21 protein-coding genes are annotated in these 23,962 nt (G+C 43.5%); 4 read left to right on the plus strand and 17 right to left on the minus strand.

The window, feature by feature from the left end; all coding sequences use genetic code 11:
* Nucleotides 1-41: 41 nt before the first annotated feature.
* Both NAF19_RS13080 and NAF19_RS13085 read left to right on the plus strand, forming a co-directional pair.
* On the plus strand, nt 42-1,280 hold the full coding sequence (locus tag NAF19_RS13080; RefSeq protein WP_252790507.1) for a TCR/Tet family MFS transporter: 1,239 nt from the start codon (nt 42-44) through the stop codon (nt 1,278-1,280).
* Between the two features lie 106 nt (nt 1,281-1,386).
* Entirely contained in the window at nt 1,387-2,616 is a 1,230-nt protein-coding gene (locus NAF19_RS13085) for a TCR/Tet family MFS transporter (protein WP_252790508.1), read from the plus strand.
* A gap of 87 nt (nt 2,617-2,703) precedes the next feature.
* On the opposite strand, the gene NAF19_RS13090 is transcribed toward NAF19_RS13085, so the two are convergent.
* The 15 genes from NAF19_RS13090 to NAF19_RS13160 all read right to left on the minus strand — a co-directional run bounded on the left by NAF19_RS13090 (nt 2,704) and on the right by NAF19_RS13160 (nt 18,941).
* The gene (locus NAF19_RS13090; protein WP_252790509.1) at nt 2,704-3,384 is read right to left on the minus strand and encodes a TIGR02117 family protein; all 681 of its coding nucleotides are present in this window, start codon (nt 3,382-3,384) and stop codon (nt 2,704-2,706) included.
* Between the two features lie 154 nt (nt 3,385-3,538).
* Nucleotides 3,539-4,786: a glutamate-5-semialdehyde dehydrogenase gene (locus tag NAF19_RS13095; RefSeq protein ID WP_252790510.1), complete on the minus strand. Its 1,248-nt coding sequence runs from the start codon at nt 4,784-4,786 to the stop codon at nt 3,539-3,541.
* The gene (proB, locus tag NAF19_RS13100) at nt 4,780-5,859 is read right to left on the minus strand and encodes a glutamate 5-kinase (RefSeq protein WP_252790511.1); all 1,080 of its coding nucleotides are present in this window, start codon (nt 5,857-5,859) and stop codon (nt 4,780-4,782) included. The genes NAF19_RS13095 and proB overlap by 7 nt, the downstream gene beginning before the upstream one ends.
* 237 nt (nt 5,860-6,096) lie before the next feature.
* Nucleotides 6,097-6,858, minus strand: a complete 762-nt coding sequence (locus NAF19_RS13105; RefSeq protein ID WP_252790512.1) for a phosphate ABC transporter ATP-binding protein — start codon at nt 6,856-6,858, stop codon at nt 6,097-6,099.
* A gap of 1 nt (nt 6,859) precedes the next feature.
* Nucleotides 6,860-7,705: a PstA family ABC transporter permease gene (locus NAF19_RS13110; protein WP_252790513.1), complete on the minus strand. Its 846-nt coding sequence runs from the start codon at nt 7,703-7,705 to the stop codon at nt 6,860-6,862.
* Nucleotides 7,702-8,595 (minus strand): phosphate ABC transporter permease subunit PstC, encoded by an 894-nt coding sequence (pstC, locus tag NAF19_RS13115; protein WP_252790514.1) that lies wholly within the window; start codon nt 8,593-8,595, stop codon nt 7,702-7,704. Before pstC ends, NAF19_RS13110 begins: the two co-directional genes overlap by 4 nt.
* Nucleotides 8,596-8,681: 86 nt before the next feature.
* Nucleotides 8,682-9,656: a PstS family phosphate ABC transporter substrate-binding protein gene (locus NAF19_RS13120; protein ID WP_252790516.1), complete on the minus strand. Its 975-nt coding sequence runs from the start codon at nt 9,654-9,656 to the stop codon at nt 8,682-8,684.
* Between the two features lie 11 nt (nt 9,657-9,667).
* Nucleotides 9,668-10,801 carry a porin gene (locus NAF19_RS13125; protein WP_252790517.1) on the minus strand — a complete coding sequence of 378 codons (1,134 nt, stop codon included), beginning with the start codon at nt 10,799-10,801 and terminating at the stop codon, nt 9,668-9,670.
* Between the two features lie 355 nt (nt 10,802-11,156).
* Nucleotides 11,157-11,585 carry a MarR family winged helix-turn-helix transcriptional regulator gene (locus tag NAF19_RS13130; RefSeq protein ID WP_252790518.1) on the minus strand — a complete coding sequence of 143 codons (429 nt, stop codon included), beginning with the start codon at nt 11,583-11,585 and terminating at the stop codon, nt 11,157-11,159.
* Nucleotide 11,586: 1 nt separating this feature from the next.
* Nucleotides 11,587-12,672 carry an efflux RND transporter periplasmic adaptor subunit gene (locus NAF19_RS13135; protein ID WP_252790519.1) on the minus strand — a complete coding sequence of 362 codons (1,086 nt, stop codon included), beginning with the start codon at nt 12,670-12,672 and terminating at the stop codon, nt 11,587-11,589.
* A gap of 4 nt (nt 12,673-12,676) precedes the next feature.
* Nucleotides 12,677-15,916 carry an efflux RND transporter permease subunit gene (locus NAF19_RS13140; RefSeq protein ID WP_252790520.1) on the minus strand — a complete coding sequence of 1,080 codons (3,240 nt, stop codon included), beginning with the start codon at nt 15,914-15,916 and terminating at the stop codon, nt 12,677-12,679.
* Nucleotides 15,917-15,922: 6 nt separating this feature from the next.
* The gene (locus NAF19_RS13145) at nt 15,923-17,257 is read right to left on the minus strand and encodes a TolC family protein (RefSeq protein ID WP_252790521.1); all 1,335 of its coding nucleotides are present in this window, start codon (nt 17,255-17,257) and stop codon (nt 15,923-15,925) included.
* A 144-nt stretch (nt 17,258-17,401) separates the two neighbouring features.
* A complete protein-coding gene (locus NAF19_RS13150; protein WP_252790522.1) occupies nt 17,402-17,770 on the minus strand; it encodes a hypothetical protein in 369 nt (122 codons plus the stop codon).
* Between the two features lie 118 nt (nt 17,771-17,888).
* Nucleotides 17,889-18,308 (minus strand): hypothetical protein, encoded by a 420-nt coding sequence (locus NAF19_RS13155; RefSeq protein ID WP_252790523.1) that lies wholly within the window; start codon nt 18,306-18,308, stop codon nt 17,889-17,891.
* Nucleotides 18,309-18,329: 21 nt separating this feature from the next.
* The gene (locus NAF19_RS13160; RefSeq protein WP_252790524.1) at nt 18,330-18,941 is read right to left on the minus strand and encodes a WbqC family protein; all 612 of its coding nucleotides are present in this window, start codon (nt 18,939-18,941) and stop codon (nt 18,330-18,332) included.
* 36 nt (nt 18,942-18,977) lie between these two features.
* On the opposite strand from NAF19_RS13160, the gene NAF19_RS13165 reads away from it, so the two are divergent.
* The gene (locus tag NAF19_RS13165) at nt 18,978-19,877 is read left to right on the plus strand and encodes a lysophospholipid acyltransferase family protein (RefSeq protein WP_252790525.1); all 900 of its coding nucleotides are present in this window, start codon (nt 18,978-18,980) and stop codon (nt 19,875-19,877) included.
* Between the two features lie 97 nt (nt 19,878-19,974).
* Nucleotides 19,975-21,015, plus strand: coding sequence for a glycosyltransferase family 2 protein (locus NAF19_RS13170; RefSeq protein ID WP_252790526.1), 1,041 nt, complete (start codon nt 19,975-19,977; stop codon nt 21,013-21,015).
* On the opposite strand, the gene NAF19_RS13175 is transcribed toward NAF19_RS13170, so the two are convergent.
* Complete coding sequence (locus NAF19_RS13175) at nt 20,984-23,512, minus strand: mechanosensitive ion channel family protein (RefSeq protein WP_252790527.1); 2,529 nt, start codon at nt 23,510-23,512, stop codon at nt 20,984-20,986. The two genes, NAF19_RS13170 and NAF19_RS13175, sit on opposite strands and share 32 nt — an antisense overlap.
* Before the next feature lie 13 nt (nt 23,513-23,525).
* Nucleotides 23,526-23,945, minus strand: coding sequence for a type II 3-dehydroquinate dehydratase (gene aroQ / locus NAF19_RS13180; RefSeq protein ID WP_252790528.1), 420 nt, complete (start codon nt 23,943-23,945; stop codon nt 23,526-23,528).
* Nucleotides 23,946-23,962: the final 17 nt, after the last annotated feature.

Genomic DNA, 23,962 nt, shown 5'->3' on the forward strand with positions numbered 1-23,962 from the left:
TGTTGTGGGGTATACAGTTATAATTATTTATTTTGCACTCTATGCACAAACCTAAAAAGCAGGCGGCGCTTGGTTTTATATTCGCCACGCTATTTATTGATGTTATGGGCCTGGGTATTATTATACCCGTGATACCCAAGTTGATTGAACATTTAATTCACGGCGATGTAAGTGATGCATCATGGTATGGGGGCTGGCTTACAACAGCCTACGCAGGTATGCAGTTTCTGTTTGCCCCACTTATTGGGAACTTAAGCGACAGATTTGGTCGTAGACCAGTGTTGCTTTGTTCTCTTTTAGGTTTTAGTGTCGACTATGCATTTTCGGCGTTTGCGCCAACTATAGGCCTGTTGTTTGTAGGGCGGATAGTAGCAGGCATAACAGGCGCCAGCTTTACTACAGCTAATGCTTATATCGCAGATATTAGCGAACCTGAAAAACGGGCAGCTAACTTTGGCCTTGTTGGTGTTGCCTTTGGGCTTGGATTTATTGTAGGGCCCGTAATAGGTGGTATGTTGGGCAAATATGATGTACATTACCCTTTTATTGCAGCGGCTGCCCTGGCACTCTTGAATGCTATTTATGGATATTTTATTCTGCCCGAATCGTTAGCACCGGAAAACAGGCGTCCGCTGGATGTTAAAAAGATCAACCCATTTACGTCGATTTTTAAGCTTAAGAAATATAAGTCTGTTATCGGCCTGGCATTTTCATTATTCCTTGTGTACTTCGCAGTACAGGCCGTACAAAGTGTGTGGACCTTTTATACGATGCAAAAGTTTGCTTGGAACGAGGCCGCTATTGGCTGGTCGCTTGGATTTGTTGGGTTGATGGTTGCAACGGTTCAGGGTGGTTTAATAAGAATAATATTACCGAAGCTTGGACAGGAGCGGAGTATATGGATCGGTTTGCTTTTATACGCAATCGGGTTGGCATTATTTGCTTTTGCTACTAAAGGTTGGATGATGTATGCCATACTTGTACCTTATTGCCTTGGAGGAATTGCAGGCCCCGCTATACAGGGTTATATGAGTAACAGTGTTCCGGCTAACGAGCAGGGAAATCTGCAGGGCGGCTTAACGGGTTTAATGAGCTTTAGCTCCATATTCGGACCGTTGGTTATGACTGAATCATTTTACTATTTTACCAAGCCTAACTCGTTTTTTCAGTTCCCGGGCGCGCCGTATATTATTGGAGCGATATTGATGTTATTAAGCGCTATATTGGCAGTGAGAAGTTTCAGGCGGGGAAGGGAAAGACTAGCTAATGAGCCCGCGTAAAATTGCAGCGTCTCCCGGACTTTCGGACTTTTTCCGACTTTCCGGACTATTTTCACCAAATAAAAACTTTTACCCCGGTTCATCCTTTTCACATTGAACTAACAATATGGCAAAACCCAAAAAAAACGCAGCGCTTGGATTTATTTTTATAACCATTTTTATCGATGTGCTGGGTTTGGGCATCATTATACCCGTGTTGCCAAAGTTGCTGCAGGTGCTCGGGCATATCGATGTAAGCAAAGCATCGACCTATATTGGCTGGTTAACTTTCGTTTATGCATCTATGCAGTTTGCATTTGCCTCGGTAATGGGTAATCTTAGTGACAGGTACGGCCGCCGGCCAATTCTGCTGATTTCATTATTTGGTTTCGGTATTGATTACCTGGTTATGGCTTTCTCGCCCACTATATTGTGGCTATTTGTAGGCCGTACCATAGCGGGTATTTGCGGTGCAAGCACATCAACGGCTACGGCTTATATCGCCGATGTAAGCACCGGGAGTAAAAGGGCCGCAAACTTTGGCCTGGTGGGCGCGGCATCAGCCGTTGGGCTTATATTCGGGATAGCATTGGGCGCATACTTGAGCGGGATTAACTTAAGGCTGCCTTTTATGGCAGCCGCGGCCTTCGCTTTTGCTAATGGATTTTATGGCTTGTTTGTTTTACCCGAATCGCTTGCGCCAAAATATCGCCGGAAATTTGAGTGGGGGCGGGCTAATCCATTTTTATCGCTATTGCGGATATATAAAAAACGCCCTGCACTTGCCAGCCTGTTAACCGCCACAGCCATTGTCTATATAGCGCAAAAGGCTGTGGAGTATTTGTTGTCGACCTATCTTTATGAAAAGTTTAACTGGACACCAGCCAGCGTCGGTACACTGGGGATTTTTGTGGGATTGGTTTTGGTGGGTATACAGGGCGGTTTGATCCGGTACACTGTTCCTAAGTTTGGTCAGCAAAAAAATATTGTTTGGGGTTTAATTTTTTATGCGATTGGTTTGGCTCTTATAGCATTTGCATCCCAAGGATGGATGCTTTACCTGTTCATGATCCCTTATTGCCTGGGGGGCTTGTCGGGGCCGGCAATGCAGGCGATTGCCACAGATGAAGTAGCCAAAAATGAGCAAGGCGAATTACAGGGGGCCTTTGCCATATTAAACAGCATCAGCCTGATAGTGGGGCCTCTATTATTAAGCTATGTGTTTTTCTTCTTTACCAAAAGCCCAAAAACTATTCATTTTCCAGGAGCGCCGTATTTGCTGGCATCAATTTTAATGCTGATAAGTACTGTTATAGCCGTCAGAAGTTTTAAAAAATCGGAGAAGACTGCAAAATAAATTTCTTGTAGACACCAGTACGTTGCGTCTCCCGCCGATAGGTAACAAGCGGGGAGGCTCGCTGCATCTGGGAAGGAGCAAAAAGAATTACTTATACTGGTTAAAGATCCCTTTATCAAAAGGTGTCCATAAGCAAGCTTTTTGACCGCAGGCTTTCAATGCGTTGTTTGCCCAGGTATTACAGGTGTAAAACAGGTTGTATTTGCCCTTGGCTTCATAAAAGGCATCGTAATTATTGTAATTAGCGTTTGTTTTTATGTTGACAAAATTATTATTTGAATCGGTTTTAAAGCCGGAGCGGATATATTTTATCAGTCTTCTGTATTGTTCGTTGCTAATGAGTATTTTTTTGCAATCATCGCCCTCCTGCAGGTTTTTGTAAAATGTGGTATGCATGGCTGATGTGCTGAGTGCAAAGGCAGCTTTAAAAGCGACGCTGAATTTCAGTTGCGCCCAGGTTTGAGTATTTAAATAAAAGCCTTTATCGCCCCAACCAAAGGCAACAAGGGTTGCGGTGGTATCTTTACTGATGGTATTTTCGAACTTAATATCCTTGCGCCAGTCGCAAAGGTTGTTTGCGATAGGCAAAACCACATCGGTATGCACCCCATTAGTATGGATGTAAATGGTAATATCGGGCGAGCTATTGGCTTCTTTATCGACAACTATTTTGGGCAGGGTATAAGCTGCCAGCGCATACAACGCAATAAAGGCGATGACACCCAACAATATGCGACCAATGATTTTGAAGATTTTTTTGAAATTCATGTGAAGGTTAATTTGGTTTCCGTTGTAGAGACGCGACGCATCGCGTCTCCCGTTGACAGGTAGCCCACATTTTCTCTTTATACACCTATCTGGCAATAGGTAACCCAAACCTGCCGCTTTTATAAGACGCAAAATATTGCGTCTCTACGAAAAATCAGGGCCTTACTTGGCCGTTTCCGCGTACCACCCATTTATAGCTCGTTAATTCTTCCAGCCCCATCGGCCCGCGGGCATGCAGCTTTTGGGTGCTGATACCAATTTCGGCACCGAGGCCAAACTGTGCGCCATCGGTAAACGCTGTTGAGGCATTTACATATACTGCAGCAGCATCAACTTCGTTTAAAAATGTTTCTATATGTTCAGCATCTTCTGATATAATAGCCTCGCTGTGCTTTGATCCGTATTTTTTGATATGTTCCAGGGCTTCCCCGAAACTCTCTACAATTTTAAGTGACATACGCATCGCCAAAAACTCAGTGCCAAAATGTTCGGGTTTAGCGTGGTTTAAGCAGCCATCAGGATAATGGCCTTTTAATATGGTAAATGCGGTTTTATCCGCATAGATAGATACTTTTTTTTCGCCCAGTTGCTTTACAAGCGTCGGCAAATCCCGCAGTCGGGTGAAATGCACAATTAAACAATCAAGTGCGTTGCATACGCTTACCCGGCGGGTTTTAGCGTTGCATATAATATTGGCGCCTTTTTTAGCATCGCCAAATTCATCAAAATAAGTGTGTACTATACCCGCCCCGGTTTCAATTACAGGTACTTTGCTGTTATTACGCACGTGTTCAATTAACTGCTGGCTGCCACGCGGTATCAGTACATCAACGTAACCTGTTGCCTTTAACAGGGCATCGCTCGCTTCGCGTTCGGCCGGCAACAGAGTGGCCACATTAACGTCGATACTATGACTCAATAAAACATCTTTTATGATAGAAATGATAGCTTTGTTTGAATAATGCGCATCGCTGCCTCCTTTTAAAATACAAACATTCCCGGTTTTAAAGCATAACGAAAAGACGTCAAAAGTTACATTCGGCCGGGCCTCGTAAATTACGCCGACAACGCCAAGCGGTACACGCACCTTTGTAATATGCAGGCCATTCGGCATGGTTTTTTCTGAAAATACATGGCCAAGTGGCGTCTCCAGGGAAGCGACATTTTTTATTTCTATGGCTATTTCGGTAATACGATCAGCAGTGAGCGTCAAACGGTCGTATTTGGGGTCTTTACGGTCCATCCGGTCCAGATCCTTTTGATTTTCTGTCAGCAGGTATTCGGTTTTGGCAATAGCTGCAGCTGCAAGGTCGGTTAAAACCTGGTTAACAACAGTTGGAGCTATGATTTTGCCGCTTGCTGCTTTTGCGTTTTCGAAATAAGTAGCGTAGTTCTTCAACATTCTAAATAAAGGTAGTCATAATGTATCAATGCTTTTTGATTTTTTTGACCGATAAATTCAACCGCACGTTCGGAGCCATATTCGGCTATGCCCAGACCGATTGGTCTATCATTTTCGTCAATCAGCTTGATAATTTCTCCTTTTTTAAACGGGGAAATTATATTGATAACACCTACAGGCAGCAGGCTTGATGCCTTTGCAGATGTTAGCGCTGCCTTAGCGCCTGCATTTACCTGTACAATCCCTTTTGCGTAATTACCTGCATGGGCAATCCATTTCTTTTTGCCGGACGCTGACTTATTGGGAACAAAATAGGTATGGGCTATTTTATCAGCCAAAACATCCAGCAAAATATTTTCGCGGGTGCCATTGGCAATATGCACAGCAATACCCAGCTGTGCCACCTTTTGTGCCATGGTGGATTTGGTTATCATCCCCCCACGGCCAAACTGCGAACGGCTGCTGCTTACAAATGAAGCAAAGTCGATATTTTTGCCGTTGACCTCTTCAATCACTTTGGTACCATCAATATTGGGGTTACCGTCATAGATCCCGTCTACGTTCGTTAAAACAATTAATGCATGGGCGTTAAGCATCGAGGCAATCAAGCCGGCCAATTCGTCGTTGTCGGTAAACATTAGTTCAGTAACCGATACCACATCATTTTCGTTTACAACCGGGATAACATGGTGCTGCAGCAATATCTTCAGGCAGTTTTTCATGTTGAGGTAATGCAGCCTGTCGCGGAAGTCCTCTTTGGTTACCAGCACCTGCGAGCAAAGGATATTATATTTTTCAAACTGCTGGGCGTAGGTGTTGATCAGCTTAACCTGGCCGATTGAGGCGAATAATTGCCGGGTAGCTATAGCATCAAATTTTTCGGAAATGGAGATTAAACTTTTGCCGGAAGCAACGGCACCTGATGACACCAGCACCACTTCGATTCCCTGCCGTTTTATTTTTGCAATCTGTTCAACCAGGTGATTGATGCGGTTTAAATCGGGTAAACCATCCGGCTGGGTTAATACGTTCGAGCCAATTTTTATGATGATTCTTTGGTAATTATAGGTCATTTTGATAATAAATGGTGCAATATACGGCGAAAGTGTGGGAGGTGTTGTTGTTTTAGTGTGATTTTTATATAATTTATATGGTTTTTATATGTAATTGACTAATTTTTGTATTTTTTTGATTGAATTTATATTGGTTTTGTGCTTTTTTGATATGTTTTTCATTTGCGATGACGCGTGGTGGTGGCCCGGCATCAGCCTATTTAAACCTTGCAGGGTCAATAAATATTACTTACGAGCTCAACTAATATACCCTTTCACATATTCTTTCGTCAATTCTTCTTTCGGATTTAACAAAACTTCTTCGGTGGGGCCAAACTCAATTATCTTACCCATATAAACAAAGATGATATAATCGGAAACGCGGCGTGCCTGCCTTAGGATGTGAGTTACCAAAACAATGGAATATTTCTCTTTGAGGCTGATAAATAAATCTTCAATAATAGCAGTCGAAACCGGGTCGAGGGCTGAAGTAGATTCATCACCTAAAATAATTTCCGGGCCTACCGCAAGGCCGCGGGCCAGGCACAAACGCTGCTGCTGACCGATAGACAGGCGGGTTGCTGAAGCATTCAGCCTGTCCTTAACTTCGTTCCACAGGCCGGTTGCTTTTAATTGCTCTTCAACTAACTGATCGAGCACCTGTTTTTTGCGGATGCCGTGTATGCGCGGCCCGTAGGCCACGTTATCGTAAATAGACATCGGCAGGGGATAGGGTCGTTGCGAAAGCAAACCCATTTTTTTGCGGATGCGGGTTACTTCGGCATCGGGGGCATAAATGTCCTCGCCATCAACCAATACCTTGCCGGTGATTTTTACATCGGCCGTATTGTCCCAAAGCCGGTTGAAGGATTTTAGCAATGTGGTTTTTCCGCAACCCGATGGGCCGATGATAGAGGTTACTTTTTTATCAGGGATATTGATATTGATATCCTTTAAAATATGTTGCGCGCCAATGTGCACATCCAAATGTTGTACGCTTATATGCGGGGTCTTGGTCATTTTAAATTTTGTGTTTCGAGAATTTTTTAATTAGTATATCTGCCAATACGGTAATGATCAGTACGATGATAGTTAGTATCAAGGCAGAAGCATAGCCGCGCCCCTGCACTTCTTCCACAGGGCTGCCCAACTGGAAAAATATGGCCAGTGGAAGGGTAGCGGCTGGTTCATGTAAGGATGTGGGTATATTATCACTAAAACCCGCAGTAAACAATACAGAGGCAACATCTCCAATCGCCCTGCCGAAGGACAGCAATATCGCGGTAAATATTCCCGGCCTTATTTGCCGCAAAACAACCTTAGCGGTTTCCAAACGGGTTGCGCCAAGAGATAATGTAGCATCCCTTAGTTCAAACGGTACAGTGCGGATAACTTCATCAAGCGTACGCACCAATATTGGGATAACCAGCAGCGTAACAGCGATGATACCACCGAGCAACGAAGCCCTGATACCAAAGTAAACCATTATAAGGAAGCCGAACGCACCGTAAACTATTGATGGGATGCCAAACAGCACGTCAAACGCCATTCGGATGGTGTTCGACAGCAAACGCTTGCCATCCATATATAAATTAATGAATATAGCAACGGGGATACTGATGATAAGCCCTAGAACTGTAGCGCCACCGGCAACATAAAACGAGCCAATAATGGCGTTTAAAATACCCCCTTCTTTACCAATGTAAAAGCCGCCACCAGGTGTTTTGGTAATCATATCCCAATTCATGTAAGGAAGGCCTTTAAAAAATATGGTGCCAACTATCAGGAAAAAACTGCCTGATACAATGATGGTGGCCAATATCATCAGCACACGGAAAAATAGTTCTTCAAATTTTCGTTTTCTCATGCGGCCAGTCTCCTTTCGAGTCGGGCAAGTATCACCCTCGAGATAATATTAAACAGTAAAATAATAATGAAAAGCAGCAGGGCCGCAAACATCAGCGCCGAATCGTACGAGGGGATGGAAAGCATCTCGCCATAGTTATTGGCAATAAGTGCGGGCAATGGATAACCCGTATCGAAAACAGAATGTGGCACGATAGCATTATTACCACAAACCATTAAGACAGCTATGGTTTCGCCAAAGGCGCGCGATATGGCGAGCACCGTGGCTGCGACTATTCCTGGCAAAGCTTTCCGCAGTATCACCTTTTTTATGGTTTCCCACTTGGTGGCGCCAAGGGCAAGCGATGCATCTTTCAGTTCCTGGGGGATTGTACGCAACACTTCGCTAATAATGCTAACAATCAGCGGAAATATCATTACCGCCAAAACGATTCCACCTGCCAGCACGCTATAACCCGTTGAAAACTCAACAAAATGCGGGGCAATATGCACCTGGATAAGCGGGATGATAAACAACACGCCCCAAACGCCAAAAATAACCGGCGGTATGCCCGACAGTAAATTTACAAAAGGGGTGAGGATGCGTTTTATCCTGGCGGGGGCATATTCAACAATGTATAATGCCGTAAGCAGGCACAAAGGCAACGCTATGATGATGGCAATTGCAGTTACCCACAACGTTCCCATTATAAACGGGAAAAAGCCGAACAGGCCTTTCAATGGTTTCCATACACTTGTAGTTATCAGTTCGGTCCAGCCCAATCGCTGTATTATCGGGATGGATTTATAGTATAAGCCGATACCGATGACCAATAATAACGAAACTGATGCCAGCGTAAACACCAGCATCAGTTTCGAGAGGATCTTATCTTTGAGTAGTCGAAAATTCATTTTTAGTTGATTGAGTTGATTAAGTTGGATTAGGTTGATTAAGTTGAAAAAGCAGCAAAACTTAATCAACTCAATCAACCAGCCACCTAATCAACTTTCTTCAGTTCCTCCTGTATTTTGGTTTTTGAAAGGGCTATGTAGCCGTTGGCGTCAACATCTTTTTGGCCCTGGGTTAATACAAATTTTACAAACTCAACCAGTTCTTTTTTCTTTGGCTTGCCCTTAAATAAAAAGCCAAGATTGCGCGCTGGGGGCGAAGGGTATTTGCCGGCCGCTATAGCATCGGTCAAATGGTCAACCGTATCATAAAAATTTTCGTCGGCATCTATTTTACCGTTGCCGTTTACATCTATAGGCAGGGCATGTACACCATCAACCTGTTTGCGTGTTTTTAAATCGTACAGGTAGGCAATGTTGTTGTAGCCTATGGCGGTTACATCTTTTTTAACGGCCTGTGCAACTCCCGGGTCGCCATAAACGCCTACACCAAGCAAGTCTTCCTGCTTTTTGCCGAAGTACTTGGCCCAGGTTTCACCTGCACCGGCAGCATCCGAGCGATTGTAAACGTGGATGGGTACGGATACTTTCCCTGCAAGCTGGTTCCAGTTTTTGATGTTGCCGGTAACAAATACATTTAAAAACTGCTCGCGTTTAACGCCTTTGGCAAGCAACGCCGTAGCGTTGGGGTTTGCAGTATTAAACGTTGGCAGTACCGCATCTTTCGTTACATAAATGGTGTATGCGCCTTTTTTAACTTCAGCCGGGTCGATGTCCCTTGAAGCAAGGCCGATATCAACCAGGCCTGATAAAGCATCGGTAATGCCTTTGCCTGCACCACCCGCTGAAATATTAAACTTTACATTTGGGTGCAGTTTTTTAAACTCGTCTGCCCATTTTACAGTAATGGGATAAAGGGCAAATGCGCCTGATATGCTGATTGTTCCTTGCAGATCATCTGCCGGTTTTGCACTGCCGGGTATAAACGATGAGCCTCCTATGGTTACCGATAGTAAAGCTATAGCGACTATCAGTGTCTGCCTTGTGAATAATTTGTTTTTCATAATAATTTATTTTAGAAAACTATTTGCAACTGCGCGTTAAGTAAGTCGTTTTTAATTTGTGTTACCTGTTCCCTGCGAATGCTGTAGTCAATTGTTAATCTTGTCCAATCGTTAAAGTAATAATTGAAGCCGCCTATGTACCAGTTCGATTTGTCGGTTAATACCGATTTGTTAGGGTCATAAGTATCATATTTGGCAGCCAGCTGTAATTTTTTAGGGATTACATAGTATGCAACCTGTGCGTACCAGCCGCTTTTTTGGATAATGCCATCGGCGCCTTTATCGTATTCAGCGGTGAGCGACAGCCCGTTAAGCACATATCTTGCATCGAAACCGGTGCGGTTGCGTTTGTGGTCGGCTGCCGGGGTGCCGTAATTACCAATGCCACTATAGAAATTTGCAGATACCGCCAGGTTTTTAACCGGGTGAACAGTTAACCTGCCGCCAACATCTTTGTGGTTGTTATTATCGGTTGTAACATCGTAGCCTGCGCCATTAAACACCCCCAAAGAGTAGTCAAAAAGGTAATAGTCGTCGTTTTTTGCAAAGCTGCCGTTTACCTGGATGCCAATGTCGCGACCATTTGAGTTACCGATAACATCTTTGGTACGGGATACTAGCGACTCAACAACTTGCGAACGGTCGGAGAATTCAAGTTGTGAGTCTGATGTTAAGCTTTCAACAGAAAATGGTATCTTAAACTGACCGGCAGAAAATTTAAGGAAGTCGCCGACTTTGTAAGCTACAAATGCATCTACCAGTTTTACTCCTGTGCCTCCAAATTCCGTATACACATCATACGACCAATTGGGAGAAACTTCGCCCCTAAGGTCAAGACGTACACGTCTTAAGTCGAAGGCATTGTTAACTCCTTTTTGCGCAAAGCCCTGGTAGCGGGCCTGTACCAGGCCACTTATCTGTAGTGCCTTACCCAGGGATATCCCATGCTGGTTGGCCGCTTTGTCTTTTTTTGCCTGTTCTTTTATAGCCTGGTCGGCACGAATGGAGTCCGCCTCCTGCTGGCTGAGTAAATTCTTTTTTATTAAGAGATTTAAAAGGTCTTCATTTTGCTGCGCTTTAACATTAATGGCGCTGAAAAGCACACTCAATACAAGTGCAGTTGCAATTACGTAAGGTAATTTCATTTTAAGTTTTTCTCGGGAAAATTGTGATTAAAAAATATTAGTTATGTGTTTGAGGGACTTAGGATCAACAGCAACAACACATACAATATTGTGGGGTGTAATGATAATGACGAGTGAAAATAAAGGTTAGCAAATAATGCTTTAAAGTTTTCATTGTTTGTTTTAATTCTATAATGTCTACCTATTTAGTAGTGTAAAGATATAGCGAATATTTTATATCGCAAATATTTAACAAGAATTAATTCTTCTAAATTGTAATAAGTATTATAAATAATTGATTTATAGGTAAATAAAAAACCGACAAATGTTAACCATTTGCCGGTTTAAAGAGTTGTAGCGATGCTGTTTTACTTATTTATACCACATTGATAAGGCTTTTTTCGATAATTGACAATGTAAAAAGACAGCTTTCAAATTCATTTTCTTTGATGTTACTGCTGATTATTCTGTCGTTTTCAATCAATGCTTCATTAATACGCGGAATGCTTTTTGCACCTTTTGCCGATAGCTTTACAAAATGTTGCCGTCGGTCCTTAGGATTTTTCTCTATATCAACATATTGCTTCTGCTGCAAGTACCGGAGCATGGCCACTATGCGCGATTTATCGATATGCATACTTGCAGCAAGTTGTTTTTGTGTAACCGGCTGATTTTGCCGTGCTAAAATCAAAAGCACATCAAAATACTTATTAATATCAAAGTTGTTTAATAAGTTGGACAGTGATACGGTATATAGGCGTGCTATCCGCCGCAACTTTGTCGAAAAAGATTCAATATCCTCCATGTTATTCATTTAATGCTTCACCGTCTTTAATTTCGTCTGAAGCATGTAGTACAATTTTATCGCCAGGCTTCATTTTTCCAAAAACCTCGGTTGAATCGTGACTTGCAAGGCCCTCTTTAATATCAACAAGCGTTGCTTTGCCGCCGGCCACAGTCACTAAATACTCCCGTTCGGTAGAGCGCACAATAGCGGTATTGGGAACCAGCATTGATTTGGCACCTGATAGCATGGGTATTTTGACTTCGGCATACATGCCCGGTTTAAGTTGCTTGTTTTTGTTGATCACGTCGATTTCTATTGCCTCGCTTCGCATACTGCTTAATGCATTAGCCGAGCGGCTTATCCGGGCAGTTTGGGTTTGGCCGGGCATGGCATTGAAGGTAAAAGCTACCGGCTGTTTTAAATCAACTTTATCCACGTAATTTTCCGGGATAAAAACTTCCAGTCGCAGCTTGCTGATGTCCTGCAAAATAAGCATTGGTTGGTCGGTGGATTTGCCGGGGGCAACCAACGCGCCCGGAGATACGTTGCGCTGGATAATCATACCATCGAAGGGCGCATAAATATTTAAATAGCCCTGCATGGTTTTTACCGAGGCCACGTTTGAATGTTCCGATTCGGCCATGGCATCATCGGCTTTCATTTTTGCGATGGCGTTGTCCAAATCGAGGGGGGATACAGAACCGGGTTCACCTGCTGCTTCTTTTAGCCGCTGGTATTTTTCCTTGCTGGCCTGGGCATTTTCCTTTGCCTGTAAATAACGCGAATTAGCCGATTGTAACTGGGATTCCATTTCAGGCGCCTCGAGGGTAATTAATAGCTGACCTTTTTTTACTATCGAGCCACGGTCTACAAGTACTTTCTTAACAAAGCCATTGACTTTCGGGAACAGATTGACTTCATTATATGGATTTAACTGCCCCGGCAACCTTACCGTGGTTGACAAGGCTTTTTCGGCAATGGCGCCAAACTGGTATTTAGTGGCTGTTTTGCCAACTGCTGACGTTAGGTCGACTGGTTTTTGGTTGCCTGAACAGCCTGCAAATAATGAGGCTAAGCCGGCTAATATGATGAGTTTAATTTTCATGATTTTATAGAGTTGCTGGTTGTATTTCAGTTGATTCATCGGGCATTAACGATGGTGATTTATAAGTGGTTTTATTTTGTACCCATGCAAATACCATAGGCAATATAAACAGGGCGGCAATTGTTGAGGCGAATAAGCCGCCGATAACCGCCCGACCAAGCGGCGCCGTTTGTTCGCCAGCCTCGCCCATGCCTGATGCCATGGGCACCATGCCCGCCATCATGGCGAAGCTGGTCATTAATATGGGACGCAACCGTATGGATGCACTCGTTATAGCCGCGCGGGTAGCGTCGCGGTATTCCAGTCGCAGCGATTCGCCGTTGGTAACAATCAATATCGCGTTAGCAACAGATACACCGGTGCTCATAATCATACCCATGTACGATTGCAGGTTAAGTGTTGAACCGGTAAGCAGCAAGGCTGTTAATGAGCCTAATATTACCGCAGGAATGGTACAAAGTACAGTAAGCGATAGTTTAAACGACTGGTAATTAGCTGCCAGCAATAGGAATATTACCAGTACCGCAAATAATAATCCGTTTTGCAGGCTGCTGAAGGTATCGGTTAGCAAACTCGACATTCCTTTTACTTCAGCAATGGCCCCCTTTGGTGGTGCGCCAACCTCTTTCAAAATCTTTTGTACTGCGGTTGTGGCGGTGCCTAAATCCTTTTTATAGATGTTTGCGCTTACGGTTAAAAATCGGCGCGGGCCGGTTCGGTCATACTCGCCAGGGGCGTAGGTGACTTTAAAGTTGGCAACATCTGCAAGCGTTGGACTGCTTTTACCTTTCAGCAACGGGATTTCCTTTAGCTCGTCCATAGTATTCATTACGTATTCAGGTATTTGCACCTGCACCTGGTATGTATAAGCCTTGTCTTCGTCAAGCCATTGGTTCTTCTCGGTAAAACGGCTTGAGGTGGTGCTGGCTGTAACGGAGCGGCCAATTTCGGTAACATTCAGCCCAAACTGTGCTACCTTGAGCCTGTCGAGCGTAATAGCAATAACGGGCACCTTTAATGGCTGGGCTATTTGAACGTCGCGCATGTAATCAATTTTTTTAAGCCTGGTAACAACACGATTGGCATAATTTTCAATCGAATCCATATCCTTACCGGCAACCCGCACTTCAATCTGGGTAGACGCCCCCTGGCTCATTATTTTTTCGGTCATGTCAATGGGCTCAAAAGTTATGCGGAGATTGGGTAAGGCTGCTGTAATGTTTTTTCGCAAAGCATCTTTCAGCTCATCCATATTCATTTTATAGCTTTCATCTACTTGTACCTGCAGCACCGCCTCGTGGGTGCCTGTGTTAAAAATATAGAGGTTGCTGCTGCCATAACTGCTCGGGATCAATCCGACATAAGCTGATGATATATCAACGTGGTGCTTCACGGTTTTATCAATTATCTGCAGCACCTGTTTGGTTGCGTCTTCGGTTCGTTCAAGGCGGGTGCCGTCCGGCTCTTTAATTCGTATTTGAAACTGCCCGTTGTTCAACTTTGGCATCATGTCTTTCCCGATAATCACAAAACACAAACCCGCCAACGCAATAACGGCAATAAGATACACCGGTATAATTATACGTTTAGCCGGCATCCAGCGCTCTAAAATTTTTATAAACCGCAACTTAACTTTTTCAAAAAAGTCATTTTTCTCCGGCTCGTTTTTTTCGTTCTCGAGGTGCCTGTTAACCTGTAATTCTTCTGATCGGTCCATGGCCTCGCCGGCATGGGCGTGTACTTTTCCATGCTCATAATGCTGGTAACGCTCAGCTTTTATCATCCAGTTGCTTAATATAGGCACCAGGGTTTGTGCAAGCAGGTACGACACAATCATAGTTAAACCAATCGATAACGAAAGCGGTAAAAACATGGCTTTCGGCACGCCGTTCATCAGGAACGATGGGGCAAACACGGCCAGGATACATAACAAAATCAGCAACAATGGGAACGAAATCTCTTCGCAGGCATCATAAATAGCTTGTTTTTTTGATTTGCCCATTTCCAGGTGCTGGTGTATGTTTTCAATCGTAACTGTCGCCTGGTCGACCAATATGCCTATCGCAAGGGCAAGGCCGCTCAACGTCATGATGTTGATAGTTTGCCCGCAAAGGCTAAGCAACAAAACCCCGATTAATATGGATACGGGAATAGTTATTACCACAACCAAACTGCTGCGCAAATCGCGAAGGAAGAGCAAAACCATTAGGCCTGTAAGCAATGCACCCAGGCCGCCTTCGGTCATTAAGCTCTTCACCGCATTCACAACGAATATAGATTGATCAAATTCATAAGATATTTTTACATCATCGGGCAGCAGGCTTTGCATTTCCGGCAATTTCTTTTTCAGGCTTTGAACTACGGACCAAGTCGAAGCATCAGCGGTTTTTACGATTGGAATATAAACCGAGCGCTTCCCGTTAATGAGTGCATAGTCTACCGTAATATCTGACGCATCAGCTACCCGGGCTATATCTTTAACATAAATTGGCACGCCATTTTTTGTTTTTATGGGGATGTCGCCAAACTCCTCAGATTTTTTCACCAGGGTGTTAACAGTAGTTGTAAACATAATGTCATTTAGCCGCAGGTTACCTGATGGCGACATGGCGTTAAACTTCGATAACGCCTCAACCACTTCATCAGCTGTTAAATTATAGCTGCGCAGCTTAGCGGGATCGACACTCACGGTTATGGAGCGTGAGTTGGCGCCAAACGGGGGAGGTGCTGATAAACCGGGCACGGTTGAAAAGAGTGGCCTGATACGTGTTGCTGCCATGTCATAAATTTCTTTAAGACTGCGGCCCTTTGCGGACATCACCAACTGACCGACCGGAAGCGACGACGCATCAAAACGTATAACTTGAGGGGGAAGCGCACCTGGCGGGAAAAATTTCATAGCGCGGTTAACCTGTAAAGCAACTTGTGCGGAAGCTTCGGCCATATTGGTGCTTTCGTAAAAGCTTAATTTAAGCAGTGTTAACCCTTGTATATTTTTGCTGGTGATGGTTTTTACACCGTTTACATACAAAAACTGGTCTTGCATACGGGTTGAGAAAAAACCTTCCATCTGCTGCGGCGACATACCGCCGTACGACTCAATTACATATATAGTGGGCAGGTTTAACTGAGGAAATATATCGATAGGGATATTTATTGCACTTAGCACTGCAAAAATCAAAAGGCTCAGTGTAACCACCACTACGGTGATGGGCCTTTTAAGTGCGGATGTGACCATTGACATAGTTGATTATTTTAAAAAGTTTAAAACTGTATTTACCTGGTTTTGGGTAATGGCCTTCTGGAACAGCGCATTAGCGTACTCGTATTTCGCCTGCATAAAATCGGTTTCGGCGCGGTAGAGGATATTTAGAGCTGCGTTAAGCTCGATAATGTCCGTTAACCCACTTTTGTACAGCGATAGTTTTTGGCGATAACCATCGCTCGCTGCTTTTAGCTGTTTGGGAATTTCCTTAAGGCGTTCAAGTGCCGTTTCCATCTCGGCATCGGCTTGGCTGGCGCTAAGTGCGAGCGCTTGTTTTTGCTCCTCCAGGTTTTTCATAGCATAGCTGGTAGCGGCTTTTTGAGTGCTTAGCTTTAACTGCCTGCGCCGTAAATCAAACAAGTTATATGATATGCCCAGCCCGACCAGGTAATTACCCCTATCGAACCCGTAGCCGTTTGAGACGTTGTTGTACTGCCCGTTCCCGTTAATGCTTGATCCACGCTCCCAAGCCGCCGCGTTGAGCGAGATTTTAGGGTTATAAAGCTTTTTAACCAGGTTTTCGCGTTCAAGATTATCCTGGTAAACAGATTTATAGAAATTTATAAGCGGATGATTGGCGGTATCAGCTGCAAACAGGTAGGCCGTTGGCTGGTTAATCAGGCTTAATTCAACTGTAGTATCGGGCACAATAGACTGGTAGGGCAGTCCGCTTATTTCAGACACACGCAGTTGCAATTGTTTAAGTTGATTTTTTAACTCGATATAATTTAACCGTGCTTTTGATAGTTCGGCTTCGGCAATACTGGTATCGACGCCGGCACGAACGCCGCTTTTTGCAAGTGACTGTATGGAGCGCCGAATTTGTTCATTTCGCTGTATGTTGCGATACTGGATGTTTAAAAAGTCTTGTAAACGCAGCAGTTGCAAATAACTGCCGATGGTATAGGCCTGTAGCTGGTACTTAGACTCGGCAAATTGGTTTTGCTCAACCTTTATGTCAGAATTGGCCACTTTATTCTGGGCGCCATATTTGCCAAAATTGTATATTTCCCAATCGAACGCGGCAATACCGAGGTTGTCGCCAACAGCCGTGGTTACACGGGTATTGCGTACTCCGCCTGAACTCGAAGGGACAATGCCGAAGCCAAAGTAGGGGCCTGTGGTGTTATTGCTGGTGCCTACATCGGCCTGGTAATTCAGCTTCAAATTGGGCAGCCAGCTGTTTTTAACTTCGACGGCCTGCGCCTGCCTAATGAGTATCGCTGCCGAATCGGTAATCAGGGCAGGTGCCTTTTGGCTTACCTGGCTCAGCAGTTGTTTTAAAGTTATTGGAGATGTTTGCTGTGCCGTTGCAGCCATCGTCATAAAAGACATCGGCAAAATGCACAAACACTTTCTTAAACTTAACATGTTGAATTGAGAAATTATTTACGAATGAATAATGTATGCAATCGGCGGAAGCCAGAAGCATAAGGGTTTCACAGGATGATTAATTCCGGAATATCAAATAGTAAGGTTGCAGTTGAGCAGGTACGAGGGCTGTGCAGGAGAGAGGCTTAATTGCAGCCTTCGTAAAATACGGTTGGATGAATTTTGCACTGCAAACGCAAAAGGTAAAATTATACCTAACAGTACAGCAAAATGCAATAAAACAAAGCCGAGCGGCTCAGCCAATTTTTTCTGAACAAAAGTTGTATCAAAATTACCATCTTCCACATACTCCTGTTTGCGTTTTGTGAACGCCTTTACGCAGATAGTTAAATGTTTCAAGTGGTTAATGTTTGCAAGAGAATTAAAACCGATAAACGGCTTGGCAACCAACATCAGCACCGCGAAGCAGAAGAAAACAATAGCCGACTTAAACAATTGCATTTTTGTAACCACGTATTAGTAACCGCAAAAGTAGGTACAAAATTGTGCGGTTTTTGTTTATATATATTACCGTAACATTAATGTTGCATTAAGGGACGCTGTCCTAAATAAGCTATTTTTAATTTGGCGGTGTTCTAAAACCGCCTAATCTGCCTTTCCAAACCTGGTATAATACCCAGCCGAAAGGAAATAGCCAAATCAAATCGTTAAATACATTTACCCATAAAAAAGACGGGTTTAGCTCACCCAGCCAAACGTAATAAATGGACCCCGGCGGGCCTAAAAGCTTGCCTAAAAACCCAACAAAAATAAGCGGCCAATATCTCACCGGGTCTTTCGAGGCGAAATAATAGGCTACGCCGTAAACGCCCACCAGCATCCCGATGCATTTTAATAAAATAATGACAAAGGCTGATGATGGATTGCCAAACAGCAGTATTTGCGGATGAAACGAAATTAATGCACCCCAAAACAGGTTGTAAAGGGCCGCAAAAAATAGTATGATCTTCGCCCATTTTAGTTTTCGTTTGTTATCCATTATTGGTATTACGATGTTGATTTACAGGTAGTTTATAGAATGCGGTCCCTGGTTAAACAGCAAATCAACAATGCTTAAATTTTTGATAAAGCCTTTACGGTCTTCAAATACTTGGAAGTACGCCATTTGGTTGAAATCTGTTTCCCGTTTTGGGTTAATTGATTCGCGGTAGTCTATGAGTTCCGGGTAGTTAGTTTCGTAGCTATCAGTATATTTAAAGTCGATCTTCATTTTCATCGCCTTCAATACAAACTGTAAAAGCTGCTCGTTATAATCGAAAAGGTAATCAAACTTTTTTTCATAAAAAGGCGCCAGTTCGTCCTCATAATATTCAAAATAAGCCGAGCGACGGTAACAGGCCTGCAGGCTAAGCCAGTGCAGGCGCTGCCAGTTGAAGTCGTAGCTTATTTTTATGTCCTTAATTTTTGTGTGATTTTTTGAACCCTTTATTACAGGTACAGTAAGCCCCAGCACGCCATCTGGTGTATAAACATTGGCACGGTTGCGGTAAGTTTGCTTAGGGAAATGTTCTTCTTTTTCAATAAGGATATTGGCCCGATAAGTATTCAATTTTACAAAATACTCTACTGGCGGAAGATAAAACATAGGTAACACAGCGCCTTTTTCAATCATATATTTTATGTTTGTACCAAAAATCGGACGAAAATAATGATAAAAAAAGGGCTTTCAAGATTAGGTACATTCTTTTTATACCTGGTTTCGCTGCTTCCCTTTTGGTTTTTATACCTAATAGCCGACCTGCTTTACGTAATACTTTACTACATAACAGGCTACCGCCGCAAAGTTGTGCAGGAGAACCTCCGCAACTCGTTCCCCGAAAAAACGGAAACAGAGCGCAAAGCGATAGAAAAAAAATACTTTATGTATATGGCCGATTTGATGATTGAAAGCATCAAGTCGGTTAGCATGTCGCGGAAGTCGGTGGAGAAGAGGATGATATGTACCAACCCGGAAATGCTGGAGCATTATTTCGGACAGGGAAGAAGCATTATAGCCGCAGCGGGGCACTATGCTAATTGGGAGATGGCTTGCTTGAGCTTTGGGTTTTTAACCACCCGCAGGCGAATGATTGTTTACAAGCCGCAATCGAACGAGGTTTTTACTGACTTTTTTAACCGGACCCGCTCAAGGTTTGGCGCTACCATGATTTCCATGAGGCAAACGCTGCGCAAAATGATTGAGTTTAAAAACGAACTGACCATTACGGTACTGGCATCAGACCAAACACCTACGAGGGAGGATGCCAAATACTTTATTGAATTTTTGAACCAACCCACCGCGGTTTTTCTCGGTGTTGAAAAATTGACCAAAGTTGTAAACAGCGTGGTTATATTTTATAGGATAGATTTAGTAAAAAGAGGGCATTATACTTATACCTTTGTGCCTTTGGTTGAAGAACCCGAAAAAACCAAGCCTTACGAGATAACAGAAATACACGTAAGGTACCTTGAACAGTTAATTAGAGAAAAACCCGAATACTGGCTATGGTCTCACCGAAGGTGGAAAATTAAGCCGCCTGAGGGGTTCAATAGTTCATTGGTTCAATAGTTCATTGGTGCCTGTCTGTTTAAGACCTGGCAGCCTGTAAGCTAACGAACTATATCACTAATGAACTAATGAACTATTGAACGAATGAACTAAATAAATGAGTAATATACCCAAAGTTGCCGTAGTTATTTTAAACTGGAACGGTATTAAGCACCTTCGTGAATTCCTGCCTTCGGTATTAAGTTCTGTTTATCCTAACCTTGACATCATTGTGGGGGACAATGCCTCAACCGATGGTTCTGTCGAATTTATACGGCAGGAATACCCAACTATCCAGGTTATCCAAAACGATGACAACTATGGCTTTACAGGCGGCTACAACCGTGTGCTGGCTAAAGTTGAGGCTGACTATTACATTTTATTAAACTCCGATGTTGAAGTTTCGTCCGGGTGGATAACACCGGTTATCGAGCTTATGGAAAGCGACCCGCTGATTGCCGCAGCAGCGCCGAAAATAAGGGCTTATAATCAAAAAGAGTATTTCGAACATGCAGGCGCAGCGGGAGGATTTATCGACATCTACGGTTACCCGTTTTGTCAGGGGCGCATTTTTTACGAGATAGAACTGGATAACGGGCAATACCAGCAATCGGGCGAGGTGTTTTGGGCTACGGGAGCAGCTATGTTTGTAAAAAGTAAATGCTGGCGCGACGCGGGTGGTTTTGACGAACGTTTTTTTGCCCACATGGAAGAAATAGATTTGTGCTGGCGCTTAAAAAATATGGGTTACAAGGTTATTTATTGCGCCGAATCTGAAGTGTTTCACTTAGGTGGCGGTACGTTAAACGTTGAGAACCCGTTTAAAACCTATCTCAATTTCAGGAACAATTTATTACTGCTGGCCAATAACCTACCGTTTTGGCGCGCCACTTTTGTTATTATTATCCGGATATGGATGGACTTGTTGGCGCTGTTCCGTTTTTTAAGCGAAGGCAAGCGCAGGGATGCCTGGGCGGTAAGCCGGGCACACCAGAACTTTGTGCTTGGCTTATTTAAAAAGAATAAAACCAAACGCCCGGAAATTAGCCACAGTGCATCACCCAATAAAAAAGGCATGTACAAAGGCAGCCTGGTGTGGGCTTTTTTTGTGAAAAAGAAACGCCACTTTACTGAGCTTGACCGGGATCTGTTTTATTAGTATCCTTCTTCTTTTCTTCAGCATGTACCTTGCTAGCGATACTTAAAACGGGGACACCATCAGGGAAACGCAGGTTTACGTCTTTTTTATCGGATGGTATTTCAACACCTTTTTCGTCAAATGCACCGTAAATTTTGGCCATTAAATCGCTCTTCAACAAAAGGGCTTTGGTATTATCAGCAATAACCCAAAAAAGCATTTTGAAGTCAACCGATTCATCACTGAATTTATCAATGAAAATTAAGGGCGCTGGAGTTTGTATAACCTCCGCATGGGTACTTATAATATCCCTTAATATACTTTCAACCTTGTTAATATCCATCCCATGGGCAACGTTTATCACCAGGTCTATACGACGGTAATTATTGCTTAACGTCCAGTTTATAACGTGTTGCGATATAAGGTCTCCATTAGGTATTATTACCTCAGCGCCATCACTGGTCATTATTTTGCTCGACCGGATACCTATTTCCTTCATCCTGCCCGTTTTGTTATCCACCTCTATCAGATCCCCGATCTGGATAGGCTTTTCAAAGGCGAGAATAATACCCGATACCAGGTTGTTTACAATATTTTGCAAACCAAAACCAATACCTACGCCAAATGCACTGATGATGATGGTCAATTTCTCGAGTGGGAAACCCGAGGCTGCCACAGCCAGCAAAAAGCCAAGTGAAAATACGCCAATTCTGATCAGCAGGGCCGAGGTCTGGTTTTTCTTTTTGGCTATGGACAAGTCGCTTACGCGCTGCGACGAAACATCATAAAAATAACTTATCACTTTTGACACGATGGATGACAGCCAAACCACCAAAATAAAAGTAACGAAGCCCGAAAACGTAAAAGAAGCGCCCCCGACAGTGCGCTGCTGGCTTAACAAATCGCTAACCACATCGGCCATCCAGTCATCAATATTTAGGTTTTGAAGCAAAAAAAACAGCCAGAGCAGGGTTGCAAGCGTAATCAGTACTTTTCTGAACTTTTTCTGTAAGAGGGCATAATCCAGGTAGGCTATAATGCTTTTGCTGTCCTTTTTCACCTGGAACTGCAAAAACAACCCCTGGATGAGTATCTGAACAACAAAAAACAGGATTACTGCAAACCACAGGTTAAACACCGCGGTAATACCAATAATTTTGGCCAAACTGAACCTCCCTGTTAAATTAAGAACCAGGGAGATAATATGGAGGGCGATAAATATCCGCAATGCGTTGCACGTGTGAGGAATATGATCGCTGGCGGTCTTTTTTGCACTTTTAAAAATTATCCAGCCCGAAATGATCGATATTATACTCAATATTAAGATCACATATCTATCTATATTGGTAATTTGAATAAACAAGTTACTGGCACCGTAAATAAGACCCAACAAAAACAGTCCGCAAAGAAAATTAAATGTTTCCGGAAGGAAGTGTCTTTTAATCAGGATAAGCGTGCAAACCATCGAAACAAGGAATAACGTCTCCAAAAAAACGACCGGCGGGTGATCATAGAAATATGGCACTATCGCCACCGTAACGAGTAATGCAGAAACTAAAGGGTTGCGCCGGATGTAATTTGCTTGTCCCAGTATCTCATCAGGGTTTTCAATACTGCGCAATGTGCGCCTGCGAACGTAAAACACCCAGCCAAGCATTATCAATAATGAGAAGAGGCATATATAGTGAATGGTCGTATCCGACTTGATGAAATAATTGTACAATATGCCATTAAGCCGAACAGTGCCTTTTAGGGCAGTTTTAAAATCAGCAACTTGTAATGATGGCTTCAGTATATTATCAGCTTCGCCGGTAAAGGCACGGGCGGCAAAGTGTCGTATTTTGAGATCTATCTGATCGGTAGCATCAAGCACGCGTGTAAATGCTACTGTTATTTTATCCTGTAGCAGGTTTACCTTTACCAGGCTGGCCCTGTTTGTGGTGTCGGTTATATAATACAGGTGCCGGGTAATGCCCCGTTGTTCAAAATATGTACTCCTGATTACACTGTCGTACGGTACGATATTGAGCGATGTATCCTTGTCAAATTTTATAAGCTCATGCTGGTTGGCGATCAATTTGGCGCTTACAGCTTCCAGGTCTTCCTGCCACCCGGTAAGTTTGTCCTGCAGGTGGTCCAAATTATCCCGGAGCACAGCCAGGTATCGCAAGGTGCTCGACTTGTGGGTTTTTGTAAGGCTATCAATTTTATTGATCCGGCGCAAAACAGCAGGGAAGCCCGCGCTCACGTCGCCCGTGTCCAGTCCTTCGGATAAGCTGTTGTTTATCTGGTTGAAAGTAGATGTGTAATGCTCAACACGCTGCAGGAAGGCATTAATTGAGGTGTCGGCTCTGTTGAATGTGCGCAGTAGCGAATCCCGCGAACGCATACGATGCTTTTCAGCGTCTCTTTTAGACCGCTCCTGTTTTTTGGTTTTGTCCTGGCCAAGGGCGTTGCCGGAAAAAAGACCTGCCAGTAAAAATATAATTAGCGGGGTTAGTTTAATTATTTTACGCATCAGGTTGATATAATTAGGGATTGATCAAATTTTCAATAGCAAGGCGGTACGAATCCATGCCAAAACCGGCAATGACGCCACGGCAGCTGGCCGCCAGCATGGAGTGGTGCCTGAATTCCTCGCGTTTATAAACATTGGATATGTGAACCTCGATAACCGGCGATTTTATGGCCGCAATGGCATCCGCGATGGCAATTGAGGTGTGGGTATATGCGCCAGCGTTGATTACAATGCCATCGTTAACAAAACCAACCTCGTGAATCTTATTTATAATTTCGCCCTCAACATTACTCTGATAATAGTCAATTTCAACTGAAGGATATCGTTTGCGTAAATCGGCAAGGTAGCTTTCAAAATCGGTATTGCCGTAAATTGATTTTTCGCGAATACCAAGCAGGTTTAAATTGGGGCCGTTTATAATTTGTATCTTCATCACCTCAAACTTAATTA

This window comes from Mucilaginibacter flavidus (genome assembly GCF_024055575.1).
Classification (GTDB): domain Bacteria; phylum Bacteroidota; class Bacteroidia; order Sphingobacteriales; family Sphingobacteriaceae; genus Mucilaginibacter; species Mucilaginibacter flavidus.